We start from the raw sequence: 22,393 nt of genomic DNA on the forward strand, positions 1-22,393 counted from the left end.
AAGAGCATCTACGTCTAGGCGAAAGCGCCATCCCCTCGCGACGCTTCGACTCCCTCCTACGTGTGGCAAGCACACTTGTCGGGATTCTCCAGCGCGTGTCGGGGATGAACAGGCGCTTTAGCGCTTTTGTTCTTTATTTTGTTTCAATGACCGTTTGTGCAATATTTACAGCATGGTCCCCGATACGCTCTAAGTTGCTAATAATATCAGCAAACACAATACCGGCAGAACCAGAACATACGCCTTCATTTAGACGAAGGATGTGACGCTTACGTAGCTTACGTTCCATTTCGTCGATTTTATCTTCATTTGCCATCACTTCTTCGGCAAACTTGACATCACGTTGATCGAGTGAACGAATCGCTAATGACACCGTTTCTACTGTGAGCTCAAACATTTCATTTAACTCTTCCATCGCATCTGCGCTTAGCTTCACGCGGTTGTTTTCTTTATACTCAATTAACTCAATTAAGTTTTCAAAGTGGTCTCCGATGCGTTCGATATCACGAATGTTTTCAAGCAGTGCATGGTGGACTTTTGAATCTTGTTCAGATAACGATTGTTTCGATAATGAAACTAAATAGTCTGTTGATTTTTGATCTAAATTATTAATCGCTTCTTCCAACTGTGCTGTTGTATTGGCGTGCTTATTATCTTGTGTATTTAAATATTGCATCGCTTCTTGTAAACCGTGCACACTGTATTCACCCATACGCACAATCTCTTGTTTTGCTTGTCCAATGGCAATCGATGGTGATTGTGTAATTAAGCTATAGTCTAAATATTTCGGTTTATATTCAATCGCTGTATCTTCACCTGGGATAAGACGTGTCACTAACCAAGCCCAAACACCAATAAATGGTAATTGGATTAGTGTGTTAATGACGTTAAATGTACCATGAGCAAAGGCGATTTGCATTTTTGCTTCAAGCCCAAGTACACCTATAATCCATTCCATATAATTGAGGAATGGTATTAATAAAATCATAAAAATAACGGTACCAACGACGTTAAATAATACGTGTGTGGCAGCGGCACGGCGCGCGGCAACCGATGCACCAAGTGCGGCTAAAACTGCTGTAATGGTTGTTCCAATGTTATCACCAAATAGTACAGGTAATGCACCACTTAATGGAATCAAACCTTCTGCATATAAACCTTGTAGAATCCCTACTGTGGCAGAGGAAGATTGTACAATTAAGGTAAATACTGTCCCAACGATTACGCCTAAAATCGGTGTATCACTCATACTAACCGTTAAATCTAAAAATGGTTGCCATTCGCGAAGTGGCTTCATCCCACCACTCATCAACTCTAAACCGATAAATAGACCGGCAAAACCAAATAGGACTTGTCCGATATTTTGGATGGTACTTTTCTTAAAGAAGAATAACAAAATCGCCCCAAGCGCCATAATTGGGTAAGCATATTCACCGACATCAATCCCAATAATAAAGGCGGTTACGGTTGTCCCGATGTTCGCCCCCATAATGACACCGATGGCTTGGCGTAGCTTCATAAAGCCAGCACTTACTAACCCGACTGTAATAACAGTTGTCCCTGAACTCGATTGGATCAGGACGGTTACGACAATCCCGACCAATACGCCCATTAGCGGGTTTGTTGTAAATTTATCTAGAATGTCACGTAAACGATCCCCAGCTGCTTTTTGAAGACCGTCTCCCATATACTTAATTGCAAAAAGGAATAGACCTAGCCCTCCAAGAAATTGAAATATCATTTCTTGCCAGTTAATTTCCACCATTGTCACCTCAACTAAATTTTTCACGGCCAACCTCATGTTTCACATGAATGTCCGCATAAAAGCGTGCATCTCAATTTATTTTCATAGAGATGCATATTTCCTGTCTTAGTATTACGTTTCTATGTGAGGAAGTAAATAAAATTACAAAAATGCAATATTAAATTTACATTGCGTTTACAAAAGTACAACGAAATCGCCATATTTCTTCATGCTAACTTAAAAATACTTTGTTATTCTAAAGTGTTGGAATTAAATTGGAAGATTAAATGATAGAAAAAGCTCGTACACCATAAGGTGGTACGAGCGGCTTATGCGATTTTGATGATAGAAGCAATTGGCATATGTTGTATTGATTGTGTGCGATATGTTGTTAGTCTCCCTTTATAACAGAGCTTTATTCCTTGTATGTATTGGAAGTCCGTCGGTTTGATAAAGTACGGACATAAATCGATGGAGATGCCAGCACGCAAAAATAGAAAAGCGATGAATTGTGAGCAAAAAAAGGCGTAATCCCGTTTCAAGCGAATGCGAAAAGCTACACAAAATAGACCGATAAAATTATATTTAAATTTATTTTTATATCGTTTGAAATAAGCAATTTCCATGCGTAACTTTTCGTATTGTGCATCTGAAACCGTCAGCTGGTAAATCGCGCAATTGGCTTCTCTTAGTAATTTGGATTGGGCATCTTCTTGTACAAATCCCCCGATTAATGGGTTATTTTCATGTTTTCGACCGAAGCTATACATTTCCTTCAGTTCAGGGTCAAAAGCAATGGATATATGATTAAAGTTTTCCTGTGTATATACTTGAATCGCTCGTGATAAAACAGAGCCTGTTTCTGTTAAGACGATATAAATAATTTTACTCATATAGTCACCTCCGCTATTCTCCTTATACTATAGCAATTGTTTCTTAATTAAATTTAAGTGTAATTCTTAATATTCTATTAAATTATTACGTATAAGGTAGAAAAAGGATTCATTCATTAGAAAAAAACCGTTTCGACATGTATTCGAAACGGCTGATAGGAAATGCTTTTATTGTAATACCCCTTTTTCTGTTAAAACAGCGATTTCCTCGTCTGAGTAGCCAACTTCTTTTAAAATTTCAGTTGTATGTTCGCCCAATTTTGCCCCAACAAATCGATAAGATGGTTTGACCCCGTCAAATTTGAGGGCAGTCCCAATTTGGCGTTGTGTAGTGCCATCCTTCTTCGGCACGTCTACTAACATATCCCGCGCGATGATCTGCGGGTGATCACATGCTTCTTCAAAAGTAAGCACGGGCTCCACACACCCTTGGAAGTCATCGTTGAAAATGTCTAACCATTCAGCATATGTTTTTGATTTAAATGCATCACATACCGCTTCTTTAAAGCGCATTTGTGTGTAATGTGAATCATTAAATGTGCTATCAATAAGTTCAGGAATTTCCAGTGCCTCACATAATAGTTTACGGAACGGTGGTTCAAGACTTCCTACGGAGAAATACCGATGATCCTTCGTTTGATAGAAGTCATAAAATGTGCCGCCGTTTAAGATTTCCTCCTCTGGTTGTGGATTACGACCGCTACCGAAGAACTGTGAGCCGTACAATGCATTCATCGTAAAGACCGCATCTGTCATCGATACATCGATGTATTTACCTTCTCCTGTTTGTTCGCGATGTAGCGCTGCAGCGAGCACCCCTACTGCTGCATGCAATGTCCCGCCAGCGATATCGGCAATTTGAATGCCCATCGATACAGGTTTTTTGCCTTTATGACGCGAGTGGTCGAGTACACCCGCAACGGATAAATAGTTGTTATCATGGCCTGGACGAGTAGCAAAAGGCCCTGTTTGTCCATAGCCCGTAATAGAGCAATAAATTAACTTTGGATTGAGAGCTTTTAGCGTGTCGTAGTCAAGACCGAGACGCTTCATGACTCCAGGGCGGAACCCTTCGACAATAATGTCGTAGTCTTTTAGCAGCTTTTTAATAATCGTGACTGCTCCCTCTGTTTTTAAATCAAGGCTGAGCGATTTTTTAGAACGGTTTAAATGCTGGTGCATATAAGCTTCTTGATCTTCATCATATGGTGGCATAATACGCATTAAATCTACCCGTTTCGCTGATTCAATATGAATGACATCAGCCCCTAAATCCGCAAACATCATCGTTGCCAGTGGTCCTGGCAACAGTGAAGAAAAGTCGAGAATTTTTAACCCACTTAGTATTGTCATTTTCCCATCCCCTTTATTTTGGTCAATAACAAGAATCTGTAATAATACAGGTAATTATATTGTTAACAGTATTATAACAGTTGTTTTTGTGAAATTATATATGTAAATCACATTATAATGGAAATTAGTAGTTAACGGTTATGACTATTTATTGTATATTTAGAAATTTCTTAATATAAAAAGGGGCTAATAGATGTATTTTAAAAAAATTATTCATACAGTAATAATTTTCTGAATTTTCATATAAAATAATAAGAACGGGGAGTGTTTTAAAAAAACGGACAAGGGGGAAGAAATTATGTATTTACCGAAAGCGAAAGCGAATGACCAAATTTTGTTTAACCGCTTCAATGAAACACTAGAGGCGACTGTGATTAAACGTTACGAAAATTCTGTTGTTGTGAGACTAACAGAAGATTCATATAAGAAAGTTCATGAAGAGCTACCAAATGACTTAACGGTCGTGAATGATAGGAACTACCAAATTATGTATATATCAAGCGAAAATAAAGAGCTTGCGTAAATAGAAGAAGGGGTGTCTGGAAAAAGTAAAACTTTCTGGACACCCCTTCGTGACGTTTCGAACCCGCGTAAAAGTGCAAGAAAGTCGCGTAAAACAGCTTCGAACCCGCGTAAAAGTGCAGGAAAGTCGCGTAAAACCGCCCCGAACCCGTGTAAAATTACAAGAAACTCGCGTAAAAAACCCCAGCACACAAAAAAACCACCCTTATGTGTAAGGATGGTTCAATATGAGATAGGAGACAACGTAATTTCTTCCTTAAGCAGTAGATCCTAAGACATATTGTCCGTTTATTGTCTATAAAAGTTAATGGTAAAGTAAGGGGCCCCTTTGTTCGTAAAAGCTACACCGACAAGGACATGTGTAAAGTGAGGGCGCAAAATATTTTCACGGTGACCTGCTGAATTCATTAATGCCTCATGTGCATAAATGGCACTATATTGCCCATAGGCTAAGTTTTCACCGTACCATGAGAAAGCTAATCCCCCTGCATCCATCCGCTCTTTGGCACTTTCACCATCCAGATTTGTATGGCTAAAGTATTGATGCTGAACCATATCGGCACTATGATCACGCCCAATGGCATTATAGTCTGGTGTATAGATTAAAGGGTTTAATCCTTCTGCAACGCGCGCCTGGTTAATAAGGTGGACCATCATTTCTTCCATTGAATCGCGATAGGCACTCGACATGTCCGTACGGAAGAAGCCTGTTTTCGATGCTTCTGTTTCTGCCGCTACCCATGTGACGGAACGGACTGTATTGTGCTTGAAAATATCATAGAAAAATGTCACATAGTATTGGCCAATTTTATACGTATTGCTTAGTATATTGCCGGATTTATCGGTATAGTTTTGCGTGTAATTTGTATTGCCTTTTTTGATAGAGTCGAGTGGTTTACCGTATTTACGTTCCACAACGGACTGGCTATCCCCAATGTTAATCCCGAATACAGATTGACCTGCTCGAGTTTCATAGCCCCCAACTTCTTCGTCATGAGCATAACCTACTAAATGGAAGTTTTCGTAATCTTCGTTTGCCATATTCCATAGCATGTCATATTCAGACTGAAAGGATTTATATGCTTCTTGCTTTGGCGTATCCACCGTTAGGAAGGGGATGCTAATCGTTTTATTCATTGGATTGCCAGTTGTATCACGAATAAGTGGTGACACAACTAATGTATACGCCGTGTTATACGCTAAATTGCTCGTTGGTTTTATCGTTAATGTATTTTGAGAAACGGACGCTGTGACCTCCATTTTTGTGGAGCCTTGGGTGATATATACGTTATTTGCAATGGAACTAGGGTCAATACTACGGTTAAATGTAATACTCCACTGTTTATCTAACGCTACATTTGAAAAGTTTGTCCACGTGTTTGCCGTAGCAGCTTGTGAAAACGATGTAAGGCATAGGATGACAGCCATCCCCATCATGATTGTTGTAAGTTTCCTCATACTATACAGCCTCTTTTATTATGATTTTGTCTATGGTTGTTAGTTCCTTTATTGTGAGTAAACGATGAAAAAGTATACAGCTTAATATGTATTAAAAACTTGGATATTGTGTAAAAATGCCGACATTTGTAGCGTCCATACCGCAGTCGATCAAAACCCCTCGATATGAGCAAAACCTTCATATCGGCTCATTTTGAAAATCAATTGTTATGCGGGCACATATACAATACAGATAAATAGCGTAATATAAGAAAAATTTTTTTACCGATTGAACAGCTGGATTTGTTTTTGTGCAATAAAATCACCTGCATCGATGTTCCTAAAATGTTGGTATTTTTAAATGGTAAAAAGTGTATATTGAATAGAATTTTATTAATGCTATTTTCACATTATAAACGAAATGGCTATGAAATTTAATAGTGATGAATCTGTCTAAGCGTTATATCGTTATTACTCAGAATAATATTTTGATATATTTTATGTTTTTGTGACTAGTTTACATAAAATGTACTTTTCGGTATATTAAACTTAAAATTCAGAAAATTTTAGACCGGGGAGTAATTCAATAGAGAGGTAAGAGTAAAAGACGATTGGAGGGAGAAAGTATGGCGTTTAATATTGGAAAAATGTTAGCAAATCGGGCTCGTTTACTAGGAAGAAAAGAAGGTTTTGTACGCAGTCACACACGGTTCACTTTTACAGACATGAACAATCGGGCAAATGCGATTGCCCATTTTCTACTGGAAAACGGTTTTAACAAGGGAGATAAACTAGCGATCGTTTGTAAAAACAATGAGGACTTTGTTGCTGTATTTTTTGGAGCTGCTAAAATTGGCGTAATTTGTGTAGCGGTCAATTGTAAGCTACAAGCAAAAGAAATGGCAGCCATTTTTAATCATAGCTGTGTCAAAGCGGTCATGTATGACGAGGCATTACAACCAATCATTGAGCAAACGAAGACGGAAACGCCGATTCGTTATTATATATCGAATGGTACAAGCAATGAGGCGAATGTCATTGCAACGATTGTGCAGCGTTATCCATCTGATGAGCCCGTTTATCAATCGTTTGACGATGAACCAATCTTAATGATGTATACATCAGGTACAACGGGTAATCCGAAAGGTGCCATGATCTCACATCATAATTTGCTTGCTGCTGCTGTTAGTCTTTCTACAACGATTACATGGTGGGAAACGGATCGATTTTTACTCGTTGTGCCGATGTTCCATATTGCGGGCTTTGTGCCGCTGATTACAAATATCCATACAGGGGCGACAACCGTTTTAGCAGAGGATTTCGAGCCCATTTCGGCATGGCATACGATTGAAAAAGAGCGGATTACAACGATGATGTCTGTGCCGGAAATGCTAGCTTCACTCATTAAAGCCCTTACAATTATGAAGCCTAATCTATCCACCATTCGTACGATTACATGTGGGGCGGCAAGTGTACCGCAGCAAATTATCGTCGTGTTTAAACAGTTCGGTATTCCTGTCCAACAAGTATATGGGATTACAGAGTATACAGGTAGCTTGACGATGTGGCGTAGCGAATTTGATGAGCAGAAATACGGTTCAAAAGGAAAAGCGGTGATGTATGGCGATATAAAAGTGATTTCGCTTGAAACAGGTGAAGCGCTACCTCCATATGAAAACGGTGAAGTGATTTGCCGTGGACCGCAAACCTTCCTTGGGTACTATGCAAATGAAGAAGAGACAAAGCAAGTGCTAAAGGACGGCTGGTATTATACAGGGGATATCGGTCATTTGGATGAGGAAGGTTTCTTATATTTAGTAGACCGTTTAGAAGACATCATTGTCAGTAATGGTGAAAAAATTTACAGTGCCGAGCTGGAATCCGTCCTCCTGAAGCATCCAGCTGTCGCGCAAGTAGCCGTCGTCGGTGTGCCCGATGCGTATTTTGGTGAAATCCCAAGGGCGTATGTAGAATTAGAAGAAAGGATGCCGTGCACGGCCGAGGAGTTGATGGATTTTTGTCGTCAACAATTGGCCGCATATAAAGCAATTAAGGAAGTCGTCTTTGTTGAACAGCTCCCTCGGAATACAGTCGGGAAACTCGTCAAAGGTCAGTTAAGAAGTTTACAAAACAAGTAATCTATCAATAAGGCGATTCAAGTTATGAACCCATTCAATAACTTGAGTCGTTTTTTATGATAAAAAACCGTTTATTGATGAACGTTTATAGAGTTTTAGCCGATATAACGATTATGGACATTCCTTCTATTGAAAATCTAAAAAATGTTTACATACAATTATCTCTTCTGACTAGAAAGGAGAACTAGACGATGGAGAAAAAGAAGCTACAAAAGTTAAACAAAGCGGCAGTTGCAACCGTGTTAGCAGCTAGTGGTATTACGGTAACAGCTCCTGTTGTGCCGACAAAGGCAGCTACAATATTTAAAGATTTAGATCCGAATGCAGATTACTATAAGCCTGTTATGGAATTATACAATCGCGGCTATATTAGTGGATTCCAAGACGGTACATTCCGTCCACACCAGGCAATTACGCGTGGGGAATCGGCGAAAATGCTCGCATTAGCATTGAATTTAAATATCACGAATCCTAAAAATCCAGGATTCCGCGATATCCCAGCTACCCATGAGCATTATAAATATATCGCGGCCCTTGCGAATGAGGGCATCATTAATGGCTATAGCGATAAAACATTTCGCCCGAATGAGCTTATTAACCGCAACCAAATGGCGAAAATTATTGCGCTCGGTTATGAATTTCAGCTGTCCAATAAGCTTACACATGATTTTACGGATGTATCGGAGTCAAATGCCAATCGTTTCTATATCCAAACTTTATACGATTTAGGCATTACAAAGGGCACGACGGGCATTACATTTTCACCACATGGGCTCGTAACGCGCGGTCAGCTGTCGACCTTTATTTTGCGTGCTGAAAATACATCGGCAGAAAAAGTAAAGCCAATTAAGGAAATTGGTCACGTAGAAGGATCATATGTGTACATTAACGGCATTAAGTACCGTGTCGATTCGGCCCTACGAGATATCATTAATGATACGAATGCCGCTGCTTTAAAGGGAGCACATATTGACGGGCAAATTGTCGGGGAAACATTAAAAACCATTGCTACTTTAACGTTGAATGCACAGGGTACGTCCAATCGTATTTTAACGTTTGATGGCAATGATTCAACATTCTCAGGGCAATTAATCGTACAAGGAAGCTATATTCATTTTAAAAACTGGACGTTAACAGGGCCTGTTACAATTGCCGAAAAACCACGCCGTACGCTTAGTGATTTCGCCAATCCGTGGCAAAATAGACGAGTAGCGAGTCTAACAGGATTTGGCTTTATTGATTGGGAAAAACCGACGGATACGACGGAAGAGGATGACGACCCAACATACAATGGGGGCGGCAATGATTTAACCGAAAAGCCATCCATTAACCCAGGCGATAAAGTCGTAGAACGTATGCCGATTATTGAAAATTATGTGGATTTTTCCAACTGTTCATTACGCCGTCTTGTCATTGAAGCAAATCGCACATACGTTGCCTCAACAAATAAGCTACCGCATGTAAATGTACGAGGATGGGTACGCCAATTCGAAATGTATGCCCATATCGATACGCTGTACATCGAGACAGATGTAGCGACGACGATGTACGGGGTAGGGGATATCGGGACCATCTACAAAAATAGCTATAAAGATGTGTACTTTAACTCAGATAGCCACGTGAATTTAATGGTGGTGGATAATAGTAGTGGTTGGATTGATTTAGGCGATCATTTCTATGTCGATAAAGTGATTATTCCACCAAATAAACTGCCGAATGATATTTTTAATGATTTTGTTAATGATAACGACAACATTGGCGATCTGGAGGATTCCAATGGAGAAGATGTCGATCGTGAACCGGATGACGACATCATTGTGCCTGATTTAGAAGCACCAACGGCAGAAATCGTCAAAATTGATGTCCAAGGCTCTTCGATGACAGGGACGATTAAATCATCAGAAGACGGCTACTACTACTATACAATCCGAAAAGCAGATGAACGCATTCCAACGATTCGTGAAATTATGGAAGAAGCACAAACAACCACACTCAAAACATCCGGCACAGGCTGGATTGATGCAGATATAAACAAAACGATTACAGCAAGCGGATTAGAAGATAATCAGGAGTATGTCCTTTATTTAGTGACAAAAGATGAAGCCGATAATTACTCAGATAAGGTGTCGAAATCTTTCTCAACGAAGGATGGGACGCTACCGATTATTAATGTATTAGAAGCAGAAGTTATTAATAATAAAACGAATGTAGAGTTTAAAGTGAAGGCATCTGAATTAGGGAATGCGTATTATGTGATTCGTAAATATACAAATGATACAGAAACACCTCCGCCTACTGCTGAAGAAGTATTCAAAAGTGGAGATCATTTGAAAATCGACACTTTAGATGAAATTCTATTTCGAAAAAGAGAATTTGATCCTTATACAACCTATAAAATTTATATGGTAATGGAGGATTTAACTCGAAACCGTACGGAAGTTGTGAAAGAGGCAGTCTTTACAACAGGTGAAATCGATTACGAAAGACCATATCTTTTAAATGAGGTATTAGATCAAAATAAAGATGTGGAAAATTGGAATGGTGAAGAGGGTCGTACACAAGTAACGCTAAGATTTAATGAGCCTTTAGATCCGAAAAGTGCGACGAATATTAATAACTACAAGCTTAGTGGTACAGGTAATTTGACAGGTAGACCATATGAAGCCAAGCTTGCTAATGGTGGTAGGGATGTTATTCTAACTGTTCCATCTATGGCGGCATTTGTAAATAACGATACACTGATTATTGAAATTAACGGTATTATGGACGAGTCTGGTAATGAAATCCAGGCAGGCACAAAAGCCACGTTAACATATAAAGTAGTTGGTTCAAAACCGGTAATTGATATTAAAGAAGTAAAACCGAGTAAACCGGCAGCGGGAGACAATGATTATCGAGATGTTACTTTTACTGCTAGTGCGCCTGGACGTTATTATTATTTAGTACTTCCTGTAGAGGATGGTTTAGAGCAGCCGTTAGTAGAGGATGTGATCTTCCCAGATAAATATTTAGACCGGAATAAGAGCATCATTAAATATTCTATTCGCGGAGATAAACAAGGGGAAAATGTTATCAATGAGCCGGGTGAAAATTTAATTGATGATATCGCTGTTGAAATTTCGAAGGCTGGAAACCATAAATTTGGTTACAAAATTTACCTTGTCATGCAAGACCGTAATGGTAACTACTCTGAAGTAGAAGAAGCGATGTTTTATGAAGATAAGACTGCTCCTTCCGTTTTAAATTTTGCCTTTGTAGGTACTGTGGAGAGTGCCACAAAGGTTTTAAAGGATGATGAAATATTAGCGACACCGGATACTACTAAATTCTTCTTTGAAGTAGACGAATATGGCATGTATGTGCAAGGGAAAAAGTATTTTCAATTTAGAGTTCGCTTTGATGAGCCAATGGATGAAAGTTCTGCTCAGACTGTAGCAAATTATGTCTTAAGTGATACTGCATCTGGAAAATTAAAAGTAGTAAAGGCAACATTACTAGAGGATAAACAAACAGTTGCGCTTACAATTGAAGCATTGCCAGCACCAGGTGAATCTAACTATTTAGAATATAATCTTATACATGATGAAAAATTAACAATTAAGCTAAATAATGTGAAAGATGCGTCAAAACTAAATAGTGTTAATAGTGGAAATGGATTTAGCTTTGGATATGATGATAGAGTAAAGCCTAAGTTAAAGAGTAATGTGGCCGTTAATGTGAAGCAATCAAAAGATACTACAGTGGATGATAAAGCGAATTCGGATTGGACTGATGATGTATATTCATTAATAGATAGTGAGATTACTTTAGAGGTAACATTTACAGAAGCAATAAAAGCATCTTCTTTAGGTAATTATAACTTTACAGTAACAGATAAATCTGGTGCTGCAGTGAGCATTGCATCTGTTCAATTAAAACCAAGCGATTCGCGAGTTGTTCAAATTAAATTAGCAGCTAAGGATTATTCAGACGAAGAGGAGTTGCTTGTTGATTTCAATAGCACAACAAAAATAACGGATGTAGCAAATAATGCAGTGTCTGTATCGGATATTAAACATCATAGGGCATTGTATATATACCGGGCATTACCTACGAGTTTCTATGGTGTTGGTTTAAATAATCCATCAAAAGTACAATCGGGCTCTATTTATAAATATAAGAGTCAAGTTTTAGATGTAGATTTATCGTTAAGATATACTTATGATGATATTCGTATTTACTATGCAATTGCCAATACTACATTGACAGATCCAGATATGATTATCAATGCTCAAAATTATTCGTATTCAGATATTTATGGTAATATGCCAGCACAAGGAATAGGTACCCAATTACAATTTAAATTAACGGGAGATAAAACATTCCAAGAAGGACAAAGAATCTTTATTGTTGTACAAGACCAATACGGTAACCAATCTGTAATACGTAACGCAGTTATCCCTACTCCAATTACGCCATAATAGTTAAAGAGACAGCAGTAAATATGAGTTATGACTGCTTGATAAAATAAGGTGATATTCAGAGCTTACCGGAGAGAACATCTCCAGTAAGCTCTTTTTAGTGAGTATTTTTAATGGGTGCTTTTTTCACACCTACTTTTTTAAAACGCTAAATTGCGGATTAATCAAAATTGATATACAACATATTTATAAATAAGTGTCGATTATCAAAAAAATATTAGATTGTACTTATTTTAAATTAAGTTGTATCATAAAATCGGTCTTTTTAAAAAACGCACTTTTCTGCGCAACGATTCAACATCATGTAGATTATTTTTCGAATGGAAATTAGCGGGTGGGGACTCAAAAAAGACTGAATGGCTTTTTTTCACGACATAGGAAGCAATGTGAAAAAGGAAAATCAAACTTCTTTTAGAATGAATTTCTTAATCTATGGGCGTTTTCTGTCATAAAAATGATAAGTCTTTTGTCTTGTTTTATTCCTTGCTTCTAATAACCTATTAGAAAAAATAACGCAGTTTAGGGTGCTTTTTCAGGCATTTTCCGCTTGTTTTCGCATCGAAAAGGGACGAAATAGATGGAAGGAAGCAAGCTTTTTACAACAAAAAGAAACCAGCTTAGAAACAATTCTAAACTGATTCCTCATTCGTTTTATTAAATAGCCGTTTTCTTAGTGCTCGTTGGCCATAAAATCCCGATAAATGCCCCCATGAGCGCTGGTAAAATCCAGCCAAGCCCAATACTATAAAGGGGTAGATGATCCACGTAGAATAATTTAATGGACTCTAACAAAGGAACAGCTGCGCCTGGTAAACTAGCTACTAATGTGCTGTAGCCATCGAAGAAGCTGACACCAAAAGTGAAGAGCATTGTGAGGGCGTAAACACTTTGCTTATGTTTGAATAAAGGTGAACAAAGGGCTAATAAGATTAGTACAATCGCTAAAGGATACAGTAACATTAATACAGGTACTGCGTATTGAATGATGTTGTTGAGACCAAAGTTCGCAATCAAAAATGACAGAAGACATAGGATTAGAACGAACCATTTATAGCTTATTTTTGGATAGATGTGATTAAAGAACTCGCTACAAGATGTAATCAGTCCGATACTCGTTTTTAAACAAGCGAGTACGATAATAATGGCTAATAAAATCGCGCCGAATGGGCCGAAATAATGCTGAGCGACTGCCGCAAAGATCAAGCCGCCATTATCATATGTTCCAATAGCGGATACGCTAGATGCCCCCATATAAGTAATGAGTCCGTAAATGAGTACCATCAGGACCATAGCGAAAATACCTGATTTCCAAGTCGCTTTGGCGATTTCTTTTGGATTCGTAATGCCTCGACTCTTAATCGCCTTAATGACCACAATTCCGAATGCGAGTGATGCTAGTGCATCCATCGTGTTATACCCTTCTTTAAAGCCCGTGATAAAGGCCAAACTGCTGTAGTCCCCAGTTGGTTGACTGAACTGCCCCATCGGTTTCACGATAGCGATGGCAATTAACATGAATAAAAACACTAAAAAAGCAGGTGTTAAATATTTGCCGATATAGTCAATAATTTTTGCTGGATTCAAAGAAAAATAATAGACAATTGCGAAAAATACAAAGCTAAAGATTCCAAGATATAGACTACCGTATACCAAATTGATATAGGGTTCAAAACCTACGACGAACGGAACCGTTGCTGTCCGTGGAATGGCGAAAAATGGTCCAATCGTTAAGTAAAGTGCTACCGCGAAGATGGTGCCGAATAATGGATGAACACGACCTGCTAAGTCACGTAATCCATTGCTCCCCGATAAACCAAATGCTAAAATCCCCATGAATGGTAGGCCAATTGCGGTGATGAGGAAGCCGATTAAGGCAGGCCAAAAATTCGTGCCAGCAAGTTGTCCCATCTGGATGGGGAAGATTAAATTACCTGCACCGAAGAACATGCCAAACAGCATGGTCCCAATGATGGCATAGGTGGAAAATGATACTTTTTGTTGCATACTTATGCTCCTTCTAGATGAATTTCAACTAATTTTAACACCTCTTTAGTGGGTTATCTATAGTAATGGGAGAAGGTGCTATGCATTAAAGCAAGAGAGGGCATCTGTTTTCCAGGTTCGGAGTTCAGGACTTGCACCCTGTAGTCTGCGTATATGCTAGGTGTAGCTGGCATTCAGGTTACAAGTTACCGAGTATGCCTGCGGGTAAAAAAACGTGCTATTTTAACGAAATTTCGTTAAAATAGGATTCAGGTATAAATATTTATATCTAAAATCATAATGCAAAGAACATGTATTGATGTACGTAAAATCTTGAAGGGAGTCATAACATGTATAGTATGCAAGAAGCTATTCGACAACGCATTGCACCGTTAATGCAAGAACGCAATTTAACGATTTCTGAATTAGCACGTAGAGCAGGTCTGACACAATCAACTGTAAATGACATTGTCAAAGGAAAAGTCAAAAATCCATCTATGCAAGCGATCTTGCAAATTGCTGATGCATTGGGCTTATCGATCGGAGAATTTACATCTCACCCGTTATTTGAAAATATTACACGTGTCCCGATGAAATTAAACCGTTAAGCTGTGCGGAAAAACAAGTTTCCTTTAATTTGTTGGGGGAGTTTTTTTGAAATTTCTGTAAGGTGTATTGATTTATAAAGAAAAATAAATCTCTCTATTTTCATAAAAACAAACAAAAATACGCGACTTTATTATCGGGTACCAGGTATAACCACTTAGTGAAATGAGAAAACGGTAGTGAGTACTACTATTCCACTGATCGGATAAAAATCAAATAGACGAATGATATTCAGAGCTTGTCGAAGTGAATTTCCGACAAGCTCTTTTTAGTGAGCGGGAAGGCGTTTTTTCTTTTTCGTTCCGCGCATATAAATATTGAGAATGGTGTGCATTATACAATATTGCTCACGATATATTAGGTATTATGTATCGTGTATTGTTTTGTAGATGTATTTCTCTACCTATAAAATAATGGTAAAATAAAACTAATTAGTACTATATGTAAAAAATGTAATATACTTTCGGTGCATGAAAGGGGGATTGTATGACTTGTCGAAAATGTAGTCATCAAAATGAGGGAAGCGCCAAGTTTTGTTCTGCATGTGGGGAGAAGTTACATGAACACGTTGTTCAAAAAGGGGTCCCGATATGGATGTGGCTTGTTTTAATCGTGAGCTGTATCACAATTGGTGGAGTAGGGTATGGCTTTTGGGATTATTATCAGGAAACCCAAAGCGCACCAGCTTATAAGGAAGTGAGTTCTGATGCTCATCCGGTGAAGCAAACCGCTGTGGTGGAAAAAGAAGCGCGGCAAGAACAGTATACGGAAGAGTTAGATCGTGTCACGTTAATTAAAGAAGTACAGCAAAAAGTCTTTACCGTGATCACGTCGTATGGCCAAGGTTCCGGTTTTTTATATAAAAAAGGTGGATATGTCATTACAAATGCACATGTAGTCGATGGGGAAGTAGACGTAACCGTTCGTAATACAAAAGGACAAGAATTCGCAGCAACGGTGATCGGCATTTCAGAGCATTATGATATCGCCTTATTGCATGTGCCCGACTATCAAAACGAAGAACCGCTAGGAGTGGAGACGAGCGAGTCGCCAATCGGGCTTGAAGTCATCGCATTTGGTAGTCCACAAGGCTTTGAAAACTCGGCTTCTATTGGCTATATTACCGGACATAATCGGGATATGGAGCTAGACCGGTTTATTTATAAACAAATTTACCAAATCGATGCGCAAATTGACCAAGGGAGTAGTGGTGGTCCGTTAGTCGATGCCAAAACGGGGAAAGTCATTGGGATTAATTCATTGTTATATACGTCAGAAACGAGCACAAATTTTGGTTTTTCTATCCCGCTGTATAGTATGCTAGAGCAATTTGAACGGTGGAGCAAGCAGCCGATGTCACGTGACAATGTCCTCGCTGTCGCAGGTGTTTACGAACAGTATAGTGCTTATGAGGAGCCAGTGAATGCGGATATCGATGCGGTTTTAGCGGGACAGTTTGTGCAATCGTTCCGTATGTATTATGAGCTTGCATTAAATGAAAGTAATTTCTACTGGGTAGCCGATATGTTAGCGATCGGTAGTAGTGCTTATGAGGAATTAGAAGATTATGTGGGGGATATTTCATATGAAGGGCATTCCTTTTATTTTATCACGAATGATGTGTTAGACGTCACGTATGAAAACGGCAATTATTTAGTGTACATGAATGAGACATTTGATTTTTATAGTGGGACGGGTGATTATCAATACTACGACCGCTATAAAACGTACACAGTCATGACCGATGAATATGGTGCGTTTAAAATTGCGGATATTCAAATTCACTAGTATTTAACGGGGGCGTCCTGAAAGTAAAAACTTTCGGAACATCCCCTTTACTTGTTGATCAATACGTACTGAAAAACATTGCTCCTGCGGTGTTCACATCGAAATGTCTTTTCAGACGCCCCCTTTGCTTTAGGCACCTTATACTTCCTTCACCACTGTATGGGCAAAGCGATCGTGTGGTAAAATGGCGCCGTCCTGTTCTTCAAAGTGGTGTCGGTCCTTTATATAATCGAACGTACTGATTGTATCGCGGTACACGATGCGTTTCGCAATTTGGGCATCCGTCGGTTTCGAGCCGTCCTCATTTTCAAGTGCTAGTCCCATCGCTTTATACCCAATCGTTTGACCACTTTTCCGCAATTGGGCATATTCTAATCCCCACATAACCACAGTCGGTGTGATGAGATTATGCACTGCTTCATTTTTAACTTTTTTTCGTAAAAAATATTCCACGCCTAATGTAACGGCTGTCGAAATCGCTAAATCAATGGCGATGGCTGCTGTACGTTTCTTTGTAATCGATTGCATTGAAAACATCCTTCCGTCTTGTATTTATTAGTTATACGATTGATTTAGTAGAAGGTTTCATCTTATAGAATGAAGGATTAATAGTTGTCTCCGTTTTAAAGTGCAATAACTGCTTCCCTTTTTAGCATCAATTGAAACTTTATTCATTCACAAGCCGTAAATGAATAAAAAGGGTTGGAGGGAGAGCTTATATGAGAAATGAGGCGAAAGAATGCCCGAAATGTGGCTGCACACATATTGGTTACGGTAAGCAAGGCGGCTATGGCAATGTGTCCGCAAATGGCAAGTTAAGCTTCGGGAGCGCGATTATGCATGTTATTTGTACGGACTGTGGTTATGTAATCGAAAGTTATGCGACAAGGCCAAAGAGTTTTAAGGGGACATTGAGAAGTTAAAACGTAAAGAAGTATTAAAAGCTTTCCGAAGCGATTAATATCTATACAAGCTTCCCTCATTTGATAAACTAATATTATAAAAGTTTATATTAGGGAGTGACTGCAGTTGAAAGAGACATGTAAAAATGTGAAGAAACCGATTGTATTATTGGGTGGTATTGGCTTGTTCATTGCGGGTCTATTAGATATTAAATATAAAGGACTACTTTATCGATTCATCCAAAAAGTAGCGTGTACGAATAAGTCGTGATTAGATGATAAAGGTCTGCTAGAGAGAATACTAGCAGACCTTTTAGGTTTTTTAGCTATAAACGAAATCCACATGGTAAGAGGAAATTAATTGATTTCTGCCTCTTTCTTTTGCGATGTATAAATGCTGATCCGCTGTATCGATTACTTCTTGTAGCAGGTAGTCCTTTTCCCATTTCGCTAATCCGATTGAAATCGAGATGTGAATATGGTGAGCAGGGTCTATTTCAAATGACGTATTGTGTACATGTTGACGCAACTGTTCCAATGAAAGAATCGCTTCTTCTAACGTTGCAGCCTCCAAGTAAACAATAAATTCTTCTCCTCCGTACCGAGCAATCATCATATTATTCTCTTTTTCTTTATTAAAAATAGAGGCGAGCTCAATTAACACATGATCTCCAGCTATATGTCCATATGTATCATTAATCTTTTTAAAATGATCGATATCAATCATCGCGATGTATGAATTTTTTATTGAAGTGCTTCTTTTAGCTTCAATCAATTCGATAAACTTTCTTCGGTTTAAGAGATTAGTGAGCTGGTCATGCCAAGCCATCCATTCTAATTGCTTTTTATAATAGGCTTTGTTATATTCCGCTTTAATAAAGGAGTAATAGGTGAAAGCGACTGCAAGAAATGATGTATATCGGATTAAAAAAATATTTTTAAATACTTCCCATCCATTAGGAACAATAAAGACAATCGGAAAATCAGAGATCAGCCAACAAACGGTAAGGACAAAGATTTTTTCATAGAGGTTATTAAATCTTTTTGTAAGAGCGTAAAAAAAGAGTACAAATAAGGTTGGTCCAACCATCCCAGCCAAAATACCTGGTAATGCCCCAACGCCTCCCATGAAATAACGCCACGTACAAACGATTATGAGAGTGGATAGCGTAATTTTCCAACCTCTAAATATAGCTAAAAATATGAGTGGAATTAAGCGTAAATCAAACTTATAGCCATCAATTTCAATCGGTAAGTAAAACATACTAATAATAACGGTTGAGAAAAGTAAGACGATGCAAATAGAAAGAACCTGTTTAGATAATCGATTACTTTGACTCAACAACATACTCATGAATAAATGTCCTAGTAATATAATGGCTAGGTTAGATAATATGGATTGAACCATAAGCTTCTTATCCCCCTCTATATAAAGTGAAGAAATATAATGAAAAATCAGTTATTTAGAACTGGAGTATAGCGTGTTTGTTCACACTTTTCAACTGTTATTTGAGAATAGATTTTAAGTAATAAATAGCGTACTAAAATAAGGTGTTAGCCTAAATGATTCATTTCTTTAGGGGGAAAATAGTAGGTAAGTTTAAGCGTGTTAATTTACCTCTAGCATTATTGGAAATAATTTCACTTTACATAGAAACTTTTTGATAATATGTCCGTATATAAAGTAACAACAACGAACGGAGAGGGTAGTATGGCGAAGTGGAAAAAGGTAGCGGCTGTCACAACGGCCTCGGCAATGACGATTCAATTAGCAGCATGTGGTGCGGAGGAAGCATCGATTGAAGAAGCGAGTGAAATTACATATACGCCAAGTGAAGTCATTGAGAATACAGGAAGTTATGAAGATGTGACAGCAGAAGAGATACTAGATGAAGATGTTGCAGGGATCGAAAATTCAGAATACTTTGATGCATGTGCAGATTGGGCGGAGCAAGAGGACGGCTCGTATGTGTGTGAGGATGAATATTCGACATATCATGGACAGCATTTTTTTGACGGACTCATGTATGCTACGATTGGTGCAATGGTCGCAAGCTCTTACTATAAGTCGAAAAATAAACTAAATGGTACGAAGCGAGAAGGGCAATCAAGTGGCGGTGGTGGCTACTCTAGTAGCAGTTCATCGAGTAGCAGCTCCAAAGGAACAAGTGGTGCTACAAGTACATCGGGCGGGGCAACGAACGCTAATACTTCTACAAGTTCATCGGGCATTTCTACTAGTACAACAGAGCAAAATAAAGCAGGGACAACAAAACCTTCCAATGGCGCAACCAATTACAGTAGCGGAAAATCAGGCTTTAGCTCAGGTGGGACGTCGCGCGGCGGTTCCTCTTCATCGTAAGGAGTGTAAACATGGAGAAAGGTTATACGAAACGAGCAGCTTTTTACGCACCTTACAAAGAAACATTTTTTGCCGATTTTGTTGATTTGGAATATGCACTATATGATGTGATGGTATTACCGAAAGAGAAAATCGACGAAATTCATTTTGCCTCACAAATGCTGTGGGGTATTTTTTGTAAAGTGGCACAGCAGCTCCCGCATTTATCGAAGGAACAGCTCCTCGCACTCGGCATTCGCGAGGAGATGCTCCCATATATTTCACTCAACTATTTACAACAGATGGCGGTGCTTGCACGGTTTGATTTTATTTGCACAGAAGACGGGGGCATGAAGTGCATTGAATTAAATGGCGATACGCCGTTTTTAGTACAGGAAACATTTGAAATGAATGCAAAGCTTTGCGCGGAGTTTGGCGTAGTAAATCCTAATAATACACAGCAGTTTATAAAAGGGATGGCCCAAGCGTTATTTCATGCCATGCATTATTTGCATAAAACAGGTACGCCGAAAGTAGTCATTACAGGAAAAGAAGCGGATGATGATTTCGAGGAATACTGCCAAGTGAAAGCGATACAGCGCCTGCTTCCATTTGAGGTAGAGTATGTGCCAATTAAGGAGCTCATTATTTTGACAGAAGGTCCGCAACGAGGATTGTATACACCAGCGATGGAGAAAATTGATGTATTATATCGCCCAGCTCACCCAATTGAGTTTTTGATAGATGATGTTGCAGAAGATGGCGATCGCATTGGCCTTCAGTTACTTGATTTAGTACGTGACCGTGAGCTAGCAATCATTAATGCACCGTCTGCTTATTTGTTGCAGACGAAAGTTTTATTGTGGCTCATTTGGGATCGCCGCAATGATGATTTGCTGTTTACGAAGCATGAGCAAGGGGCAATTAAGCGCTATATGCTCCCGACATTTTTGACAGATCAGCCGTTTAAACAGGCAGGGCATGCTTTCGTGAAGAAGCCTGTATTTTCAAGGGAAGGCAATACAGTTGAAATTTTTGGCGCAGATGGTGAGGTCACGATGGCATCGCCAAACCGTCATTATACGGATAATTTGTATTTGTACCAGGAATTTGTGAACATGCCCGCAATCGATATTCGTTTGCGAGACGGTATGCACAAGAAAAAATGGCTTGTCGGCTCATTTATAGTAGGTGGACAAGCATGTGGTCTTGCTTGTCGAGTCGGCAATGACATTACAGAATGGGATTCACATTGGTTGGCTGTTGGATATAAGGGGGAATCTCACTCGTTTGGGTGAGATTTTTTTGTTATCTATAGGAAGATTCGCGGGTAAAATAATGTGTCCAAAATGTGACGACCTTATTCAGGAATAAGGCATTATCGCACGATAAAATGAAACCGCTATTATTCTGTACTATAACACGGTTTTTCTCACTTAAGGGGGATGTTTCTAAATGGCATTTAGAACCGTGAAAACGGCGTTGTCACAAATAGTTCAATGAAAGCGTTTTGATTTTGAACACATTGTGAAAAGCTGAACAAAGTGCTTTTCTTTTTCAAAAATCGGAGTAGAATGTGAAGTAGGTAAAAGATGTTATATAACAATTTGTAAAAGTCATTGAAGATTTTAAAAGTGTTATAGTACAAAATTTGGACATAAAAGGAGCGCTTAAACATGTGGGTAATTACAGTATTTGAGCAAGACACATTCCGAATTTTTGAGTATACAAGTAAAGGTGAAGCAACAGCCGCATTAAAAGGGTTTCATAAAAACGCAATTCTGTCCTATACAAAGTAATTGTTTCTATATAAATCAGTCTGTGAAATTTTAAAACAAAAGGAGATTTTAAACATGTGGGTAGTAACAGTATTCAATAATCAAAATGACATTCGTATTTTCGAGTACACGAACAAAGGTGAAGCAACAAAAGCATTACAAGGTTTCAAACACGCCGTTTTATCTTACACAAACTAATCAATGATCGTTTCTATATACAGTGCCAATGGAATTTTCAAACAAAAAGGAGAGCTTAAACATGTGGGTAGTAACAGTATTTAATAATCAAAATGACATTCGTATTTTCGAATACACGAACAAAAACGAGGCAACAAAAGCATTACAAACTTTCAAGAAAAACGCCGTTCTTTCATATACAAACTAATCAATGAACCCGTAGCCAATACGCTACGGGTTTTTCTTTTTTATGAACTTATATTGTGAACGA

General features: G+C 38.6%; 19 protein-coding genes. 12 read left to right on the forward strand and 7 right to left on the reverse strand.

Annotation, left to right across the window (positions count from 1 at the left end; genetic code table 11):
* Window positions 1-133: 133 nt before the first annotated feature.
* The 3 genes from AAGS61_RS13755 to AAGS61_RS13765 form a co-directional block, all read right to left on the reverse strand.
* On the reverse strand, window positions 134-1,741 hold the full coding sequence (locus tag AAGS61_RS13755) for a Na/Pi cotransporter family protein (RefSeq protein WP_391373102.1): 1,608 nt from the start codon (window positions 1,739-1,741) through the stop codon (window positions 134-136).
* Between the two features lie 332 nt (window positions 1,742-2,073).
* Window positions 2,074-2,637, reverse strand: coding sequence for a hypothetical protein (locus AAGS61_RS13760; RefSeq protein WP_391372887.1), 564 nt, complete (start codon window positions 2,635-2,637; stop codon window positions 2,074-2,076).
* 168 nt (window positions 2,638-2,805) lie between these two features.
* Window positions 2,806-3,990 (reverse strand): CaiB/BaiF CoA transferase family protein, encoded by a 1,185-nt coding sequence (locus tag AAGS61_RS13765; RefSeq protein ID WP_391372890.1) that lies wholly within the window; start codon window positions 3,988-3,990, stop codon window positions 2,806-2,808.
* A gap of 298 nt (window positions 3,991-4,288) precedes the next feature.
* Between AAGS61_RS13765 and AAGS61_RS13770 the strand changes: the two genes are divergently transcribed.
* On the forward strand, window positions 4,289-4,513 hold the full coding sequence (locus AAGS61_RS13770) for a DUF2187 family protein (protein ID WP_391372893.1): 225 nt from the start codon (window positions 4,289-4,291) through the stop codon (window positions 4,511-4,513).
* Window positions 4,514-4,800: 287 nt separating this feature from the next.
* Here the strand turns inward: AAGS61_RS13770 and AAGS61_RS13775 are convergent, their stop codons facing one another.
* A complete protein-coding gene (locus AAGS61_RS13775; RefSeq protein ID WP_391372896.1) occupies window positions 4,801-5,970 on the reverse strand; it encodes a CAP-associated domain-containing protein in 1,170 nt (389 codons plus the stop codon).
* A 605-nt stretch (window positions 5,971-6,575) separates the two neighbouring features.
* On the opposite strand from AAGS61_RS13775, the gene AAGS61_RS13780 reads away from it, so the two are divergent.
* Window positions 6,576-8,087, forward strand: a complete 1,512-nt coding sequence (locus AAGS61_RS13780; protein ID WP_391372898.1) for a class I adenylate-forming enzyme family protein — start codon at window positions 6,576-6,578, stop codon at window positions 8,085-8,087.
* A gap of 191 nt (window positions 8,088-8,278) precedes the next feature.
* Complete coding sequence (locus AAGS61_RS13785; protein ID WP_391372901.1) at window positions 8,279-12,547, forward strand: S-layer homology domain-containing protein; 4,269 nt, start codon at window positions 8,279-8,281, stop codon at window positions 12,545-12,547.
* A gap of 654 nt (window positions 12,548-13,201) precedes the next feature.
* On the opposite strand, the gene brnQ is transcribed toward AAGS61_RS13785, so the two are convergent.
* The gene (brnQ, locus tag AAGS61_RS13790; RefSeq protein WP_391372904.1) at window positions 13,202-14,551 is read right to left on the reverse strand and encodes a branched-chain amino acid transport system II carrier protein; all 1,350 of its coding nucleotides are present in this window, start codon (window positions 14,549-14,551) and stop codon (window positions 13,202-13,204) included.
* Window positions 14,552-14,880: 329 nt separating this feature from the next.
* Here brnQ and AAGS61_RS13795 point away from each other — a divergent pair, with 329 nt between their 5' ends.
* Window positions 14,881-15,138 (forward strand): helix-turn-helix domain-containing protein, encoded by a 258-nt coding sequence (locus AAGS61_RS13795; RefSeq protein WP_391372907.1) that lies wholly within the window; start codon window positions 14,881-14,883, stop codon window positions 15,136-15,138.
* Window positions 15,139-15,622: 484 nt separating this feature from the next.
* Window positions 15,623-16,924, forward strand: coding sequence for a trypsin-like peptidase domain-containing protein (locus AAGS61_RS13800; protein ID WP_391372909.1), 1,302 nt, complete (start codon window positions 15,623-15,625; stop codon window positions 16,922-16,924).
* A gap of 138 nt (window positions 16,925-17,062) precedes the next feature.
* Here the strand turns inward: AAGS61_RS13800 and AAGS61_RS13805 are convergent, their stop codons facing one another.
* Window positions 17,063-17,452, reverse strand: coding sequence for an RDD family protein (locus AAGS61_RS13805; RefSeq protein ID WP_391372912.1), 390 nt, complete (start codon window positions 17,450-17,452; stop codon window positions 17,063-17,065).
* Between the two features lie 191 nt (window positions 17,453-17,643).
* On the opposite strand from AAGS61_RS13805, the gene AAGS61_RS13810 reads away from it, so the two are divergent.
* Together AAGS61_RS13810 and AAGS61_RS13815 are read left to right on the forward strand one after the other, a co-directional pair.
* Window positions 17,644-17,847 (forward strand): transcription initiation factor TFIIIB, encoded by a 204-nt coding sequence (locus AAGS61_RS13810; protein ID WP_391372915.1) that lies wholly within the window; start codon window positions 17,644-17,646, stop codon window positions 17,845-17,847.
* Between the two features lie 106 nt (window positions 17,848-17,953).
* Window positions 17,954-18,097 carry a hypothetical protein gene (locus tag AAGS61_RS13815; protein WP_391372917.1) on the forward strand — a complete coding sequence of 48 codons (144 nt, stop codon included), beginning with the start codon at window positions 17,954-17,956 and terminating at the stop codon, window positions 18,095-18,097.
* Window positions 18,098-18,148: 51 nt separating this feature from the next.
* Here AAGS61_RS13815 and AAGS61_RS13820 read toward each other — a convergent pair whose 3' ends face one another.
* Window positions 18,149-19,234 (reverse strand): diguanylate cyclase, encoded by a 1,086-nt coding sequence (locus AAGS61_RS13820; protein ID WP_391372920.1) that lies wholly within the window; start codon window positions 19,232-19,234, stop codon window positions 18,149-18,151.
* Between the two features lie 303 nt (window positions 19,235-19,537).
* On the opposite strand from AAGS61_RS13820, the gene AAGS61_RS13825 reads away from it, so the two are divergent.
* The 5 genes from AAGS61_RS13825 to AAGS61_RS13845 all read left to right on the forward strand — a co-directional run bounded on the left by AAGS61_RS13825 (window position 19,538) and on the right by AAGS61_RS13845 (window position 22,330).
* Complete coding sequence (locus AAGS61_RS13825) at window positions 19,538-20,188, forward strand: hypothetical protein (protein WP_391372922.1); 651 nt, start codon at window positions 19,538-19,540, stop codon at window positions 20,186-20,188.
* Window positions 20,189-20,199: 11 nt separating this feature from the next.
* Window positions 20,200-21,465, forward strand: coding sequence for a glutathionylspermidine synthase family protein (locus AAGS61_RS13830; RefSeq protein ID WP_391372924.1), 1,266 nt, complete (start codon window positions 20,200-20,202; stop codon window positions 21,463-21,465).
* A gap of 378 nt (window positions 21,466-21,843) precedes the next feature.
* Window positions 21,844-21,966: a hypothetical protein gene (locus AAGS61_RS13835; protein ID WP_391372927.1), complete on the forward strand. Its 123-nt coding sequence runs from the start codon at window positions 21,844-21,846 to the stop codon at window positions 21,964-21,966.
* A 54-nt stretch (window positions 21,967-22,020) separates the two neighbouring features.
* The gene (locus tag AAGS61_RS13840) at window positions 22,021-22,143 is read left to right on the forward strand and encodes a hypothetical protein (RefSeq protein WP_391372929.1); all 123 of its coding nucleotides are present in this window, start codon (window positions 22,021-22,023) and stop codon (window positions 22,141-22,143) included.
* 61 nt (window positions 22,144-22,204) lie between these two features.
* On the forward strand, window positions 22,205-22,330 hold the full coding sequence (locus tag AAGS61_RS13845; RefSeq protein WP_391372932.1) for a hypothetical protein: 126 nt from the start codon (window positions 22,205-22,207) through the stop codon (window positions 22,328-22,330).
* Window positions 22,331-22,393 lie beyond the last annotated feature (63 nt).

It is taken from the genome of Lysinibacillus sp. KU-BSD001, from assembly GCF_042920265.1.
Lineage (GTDB): Bacteria > Bacillota > Bacilli > Bacillales_A > Planococcaceae > Lysinibacillus_B.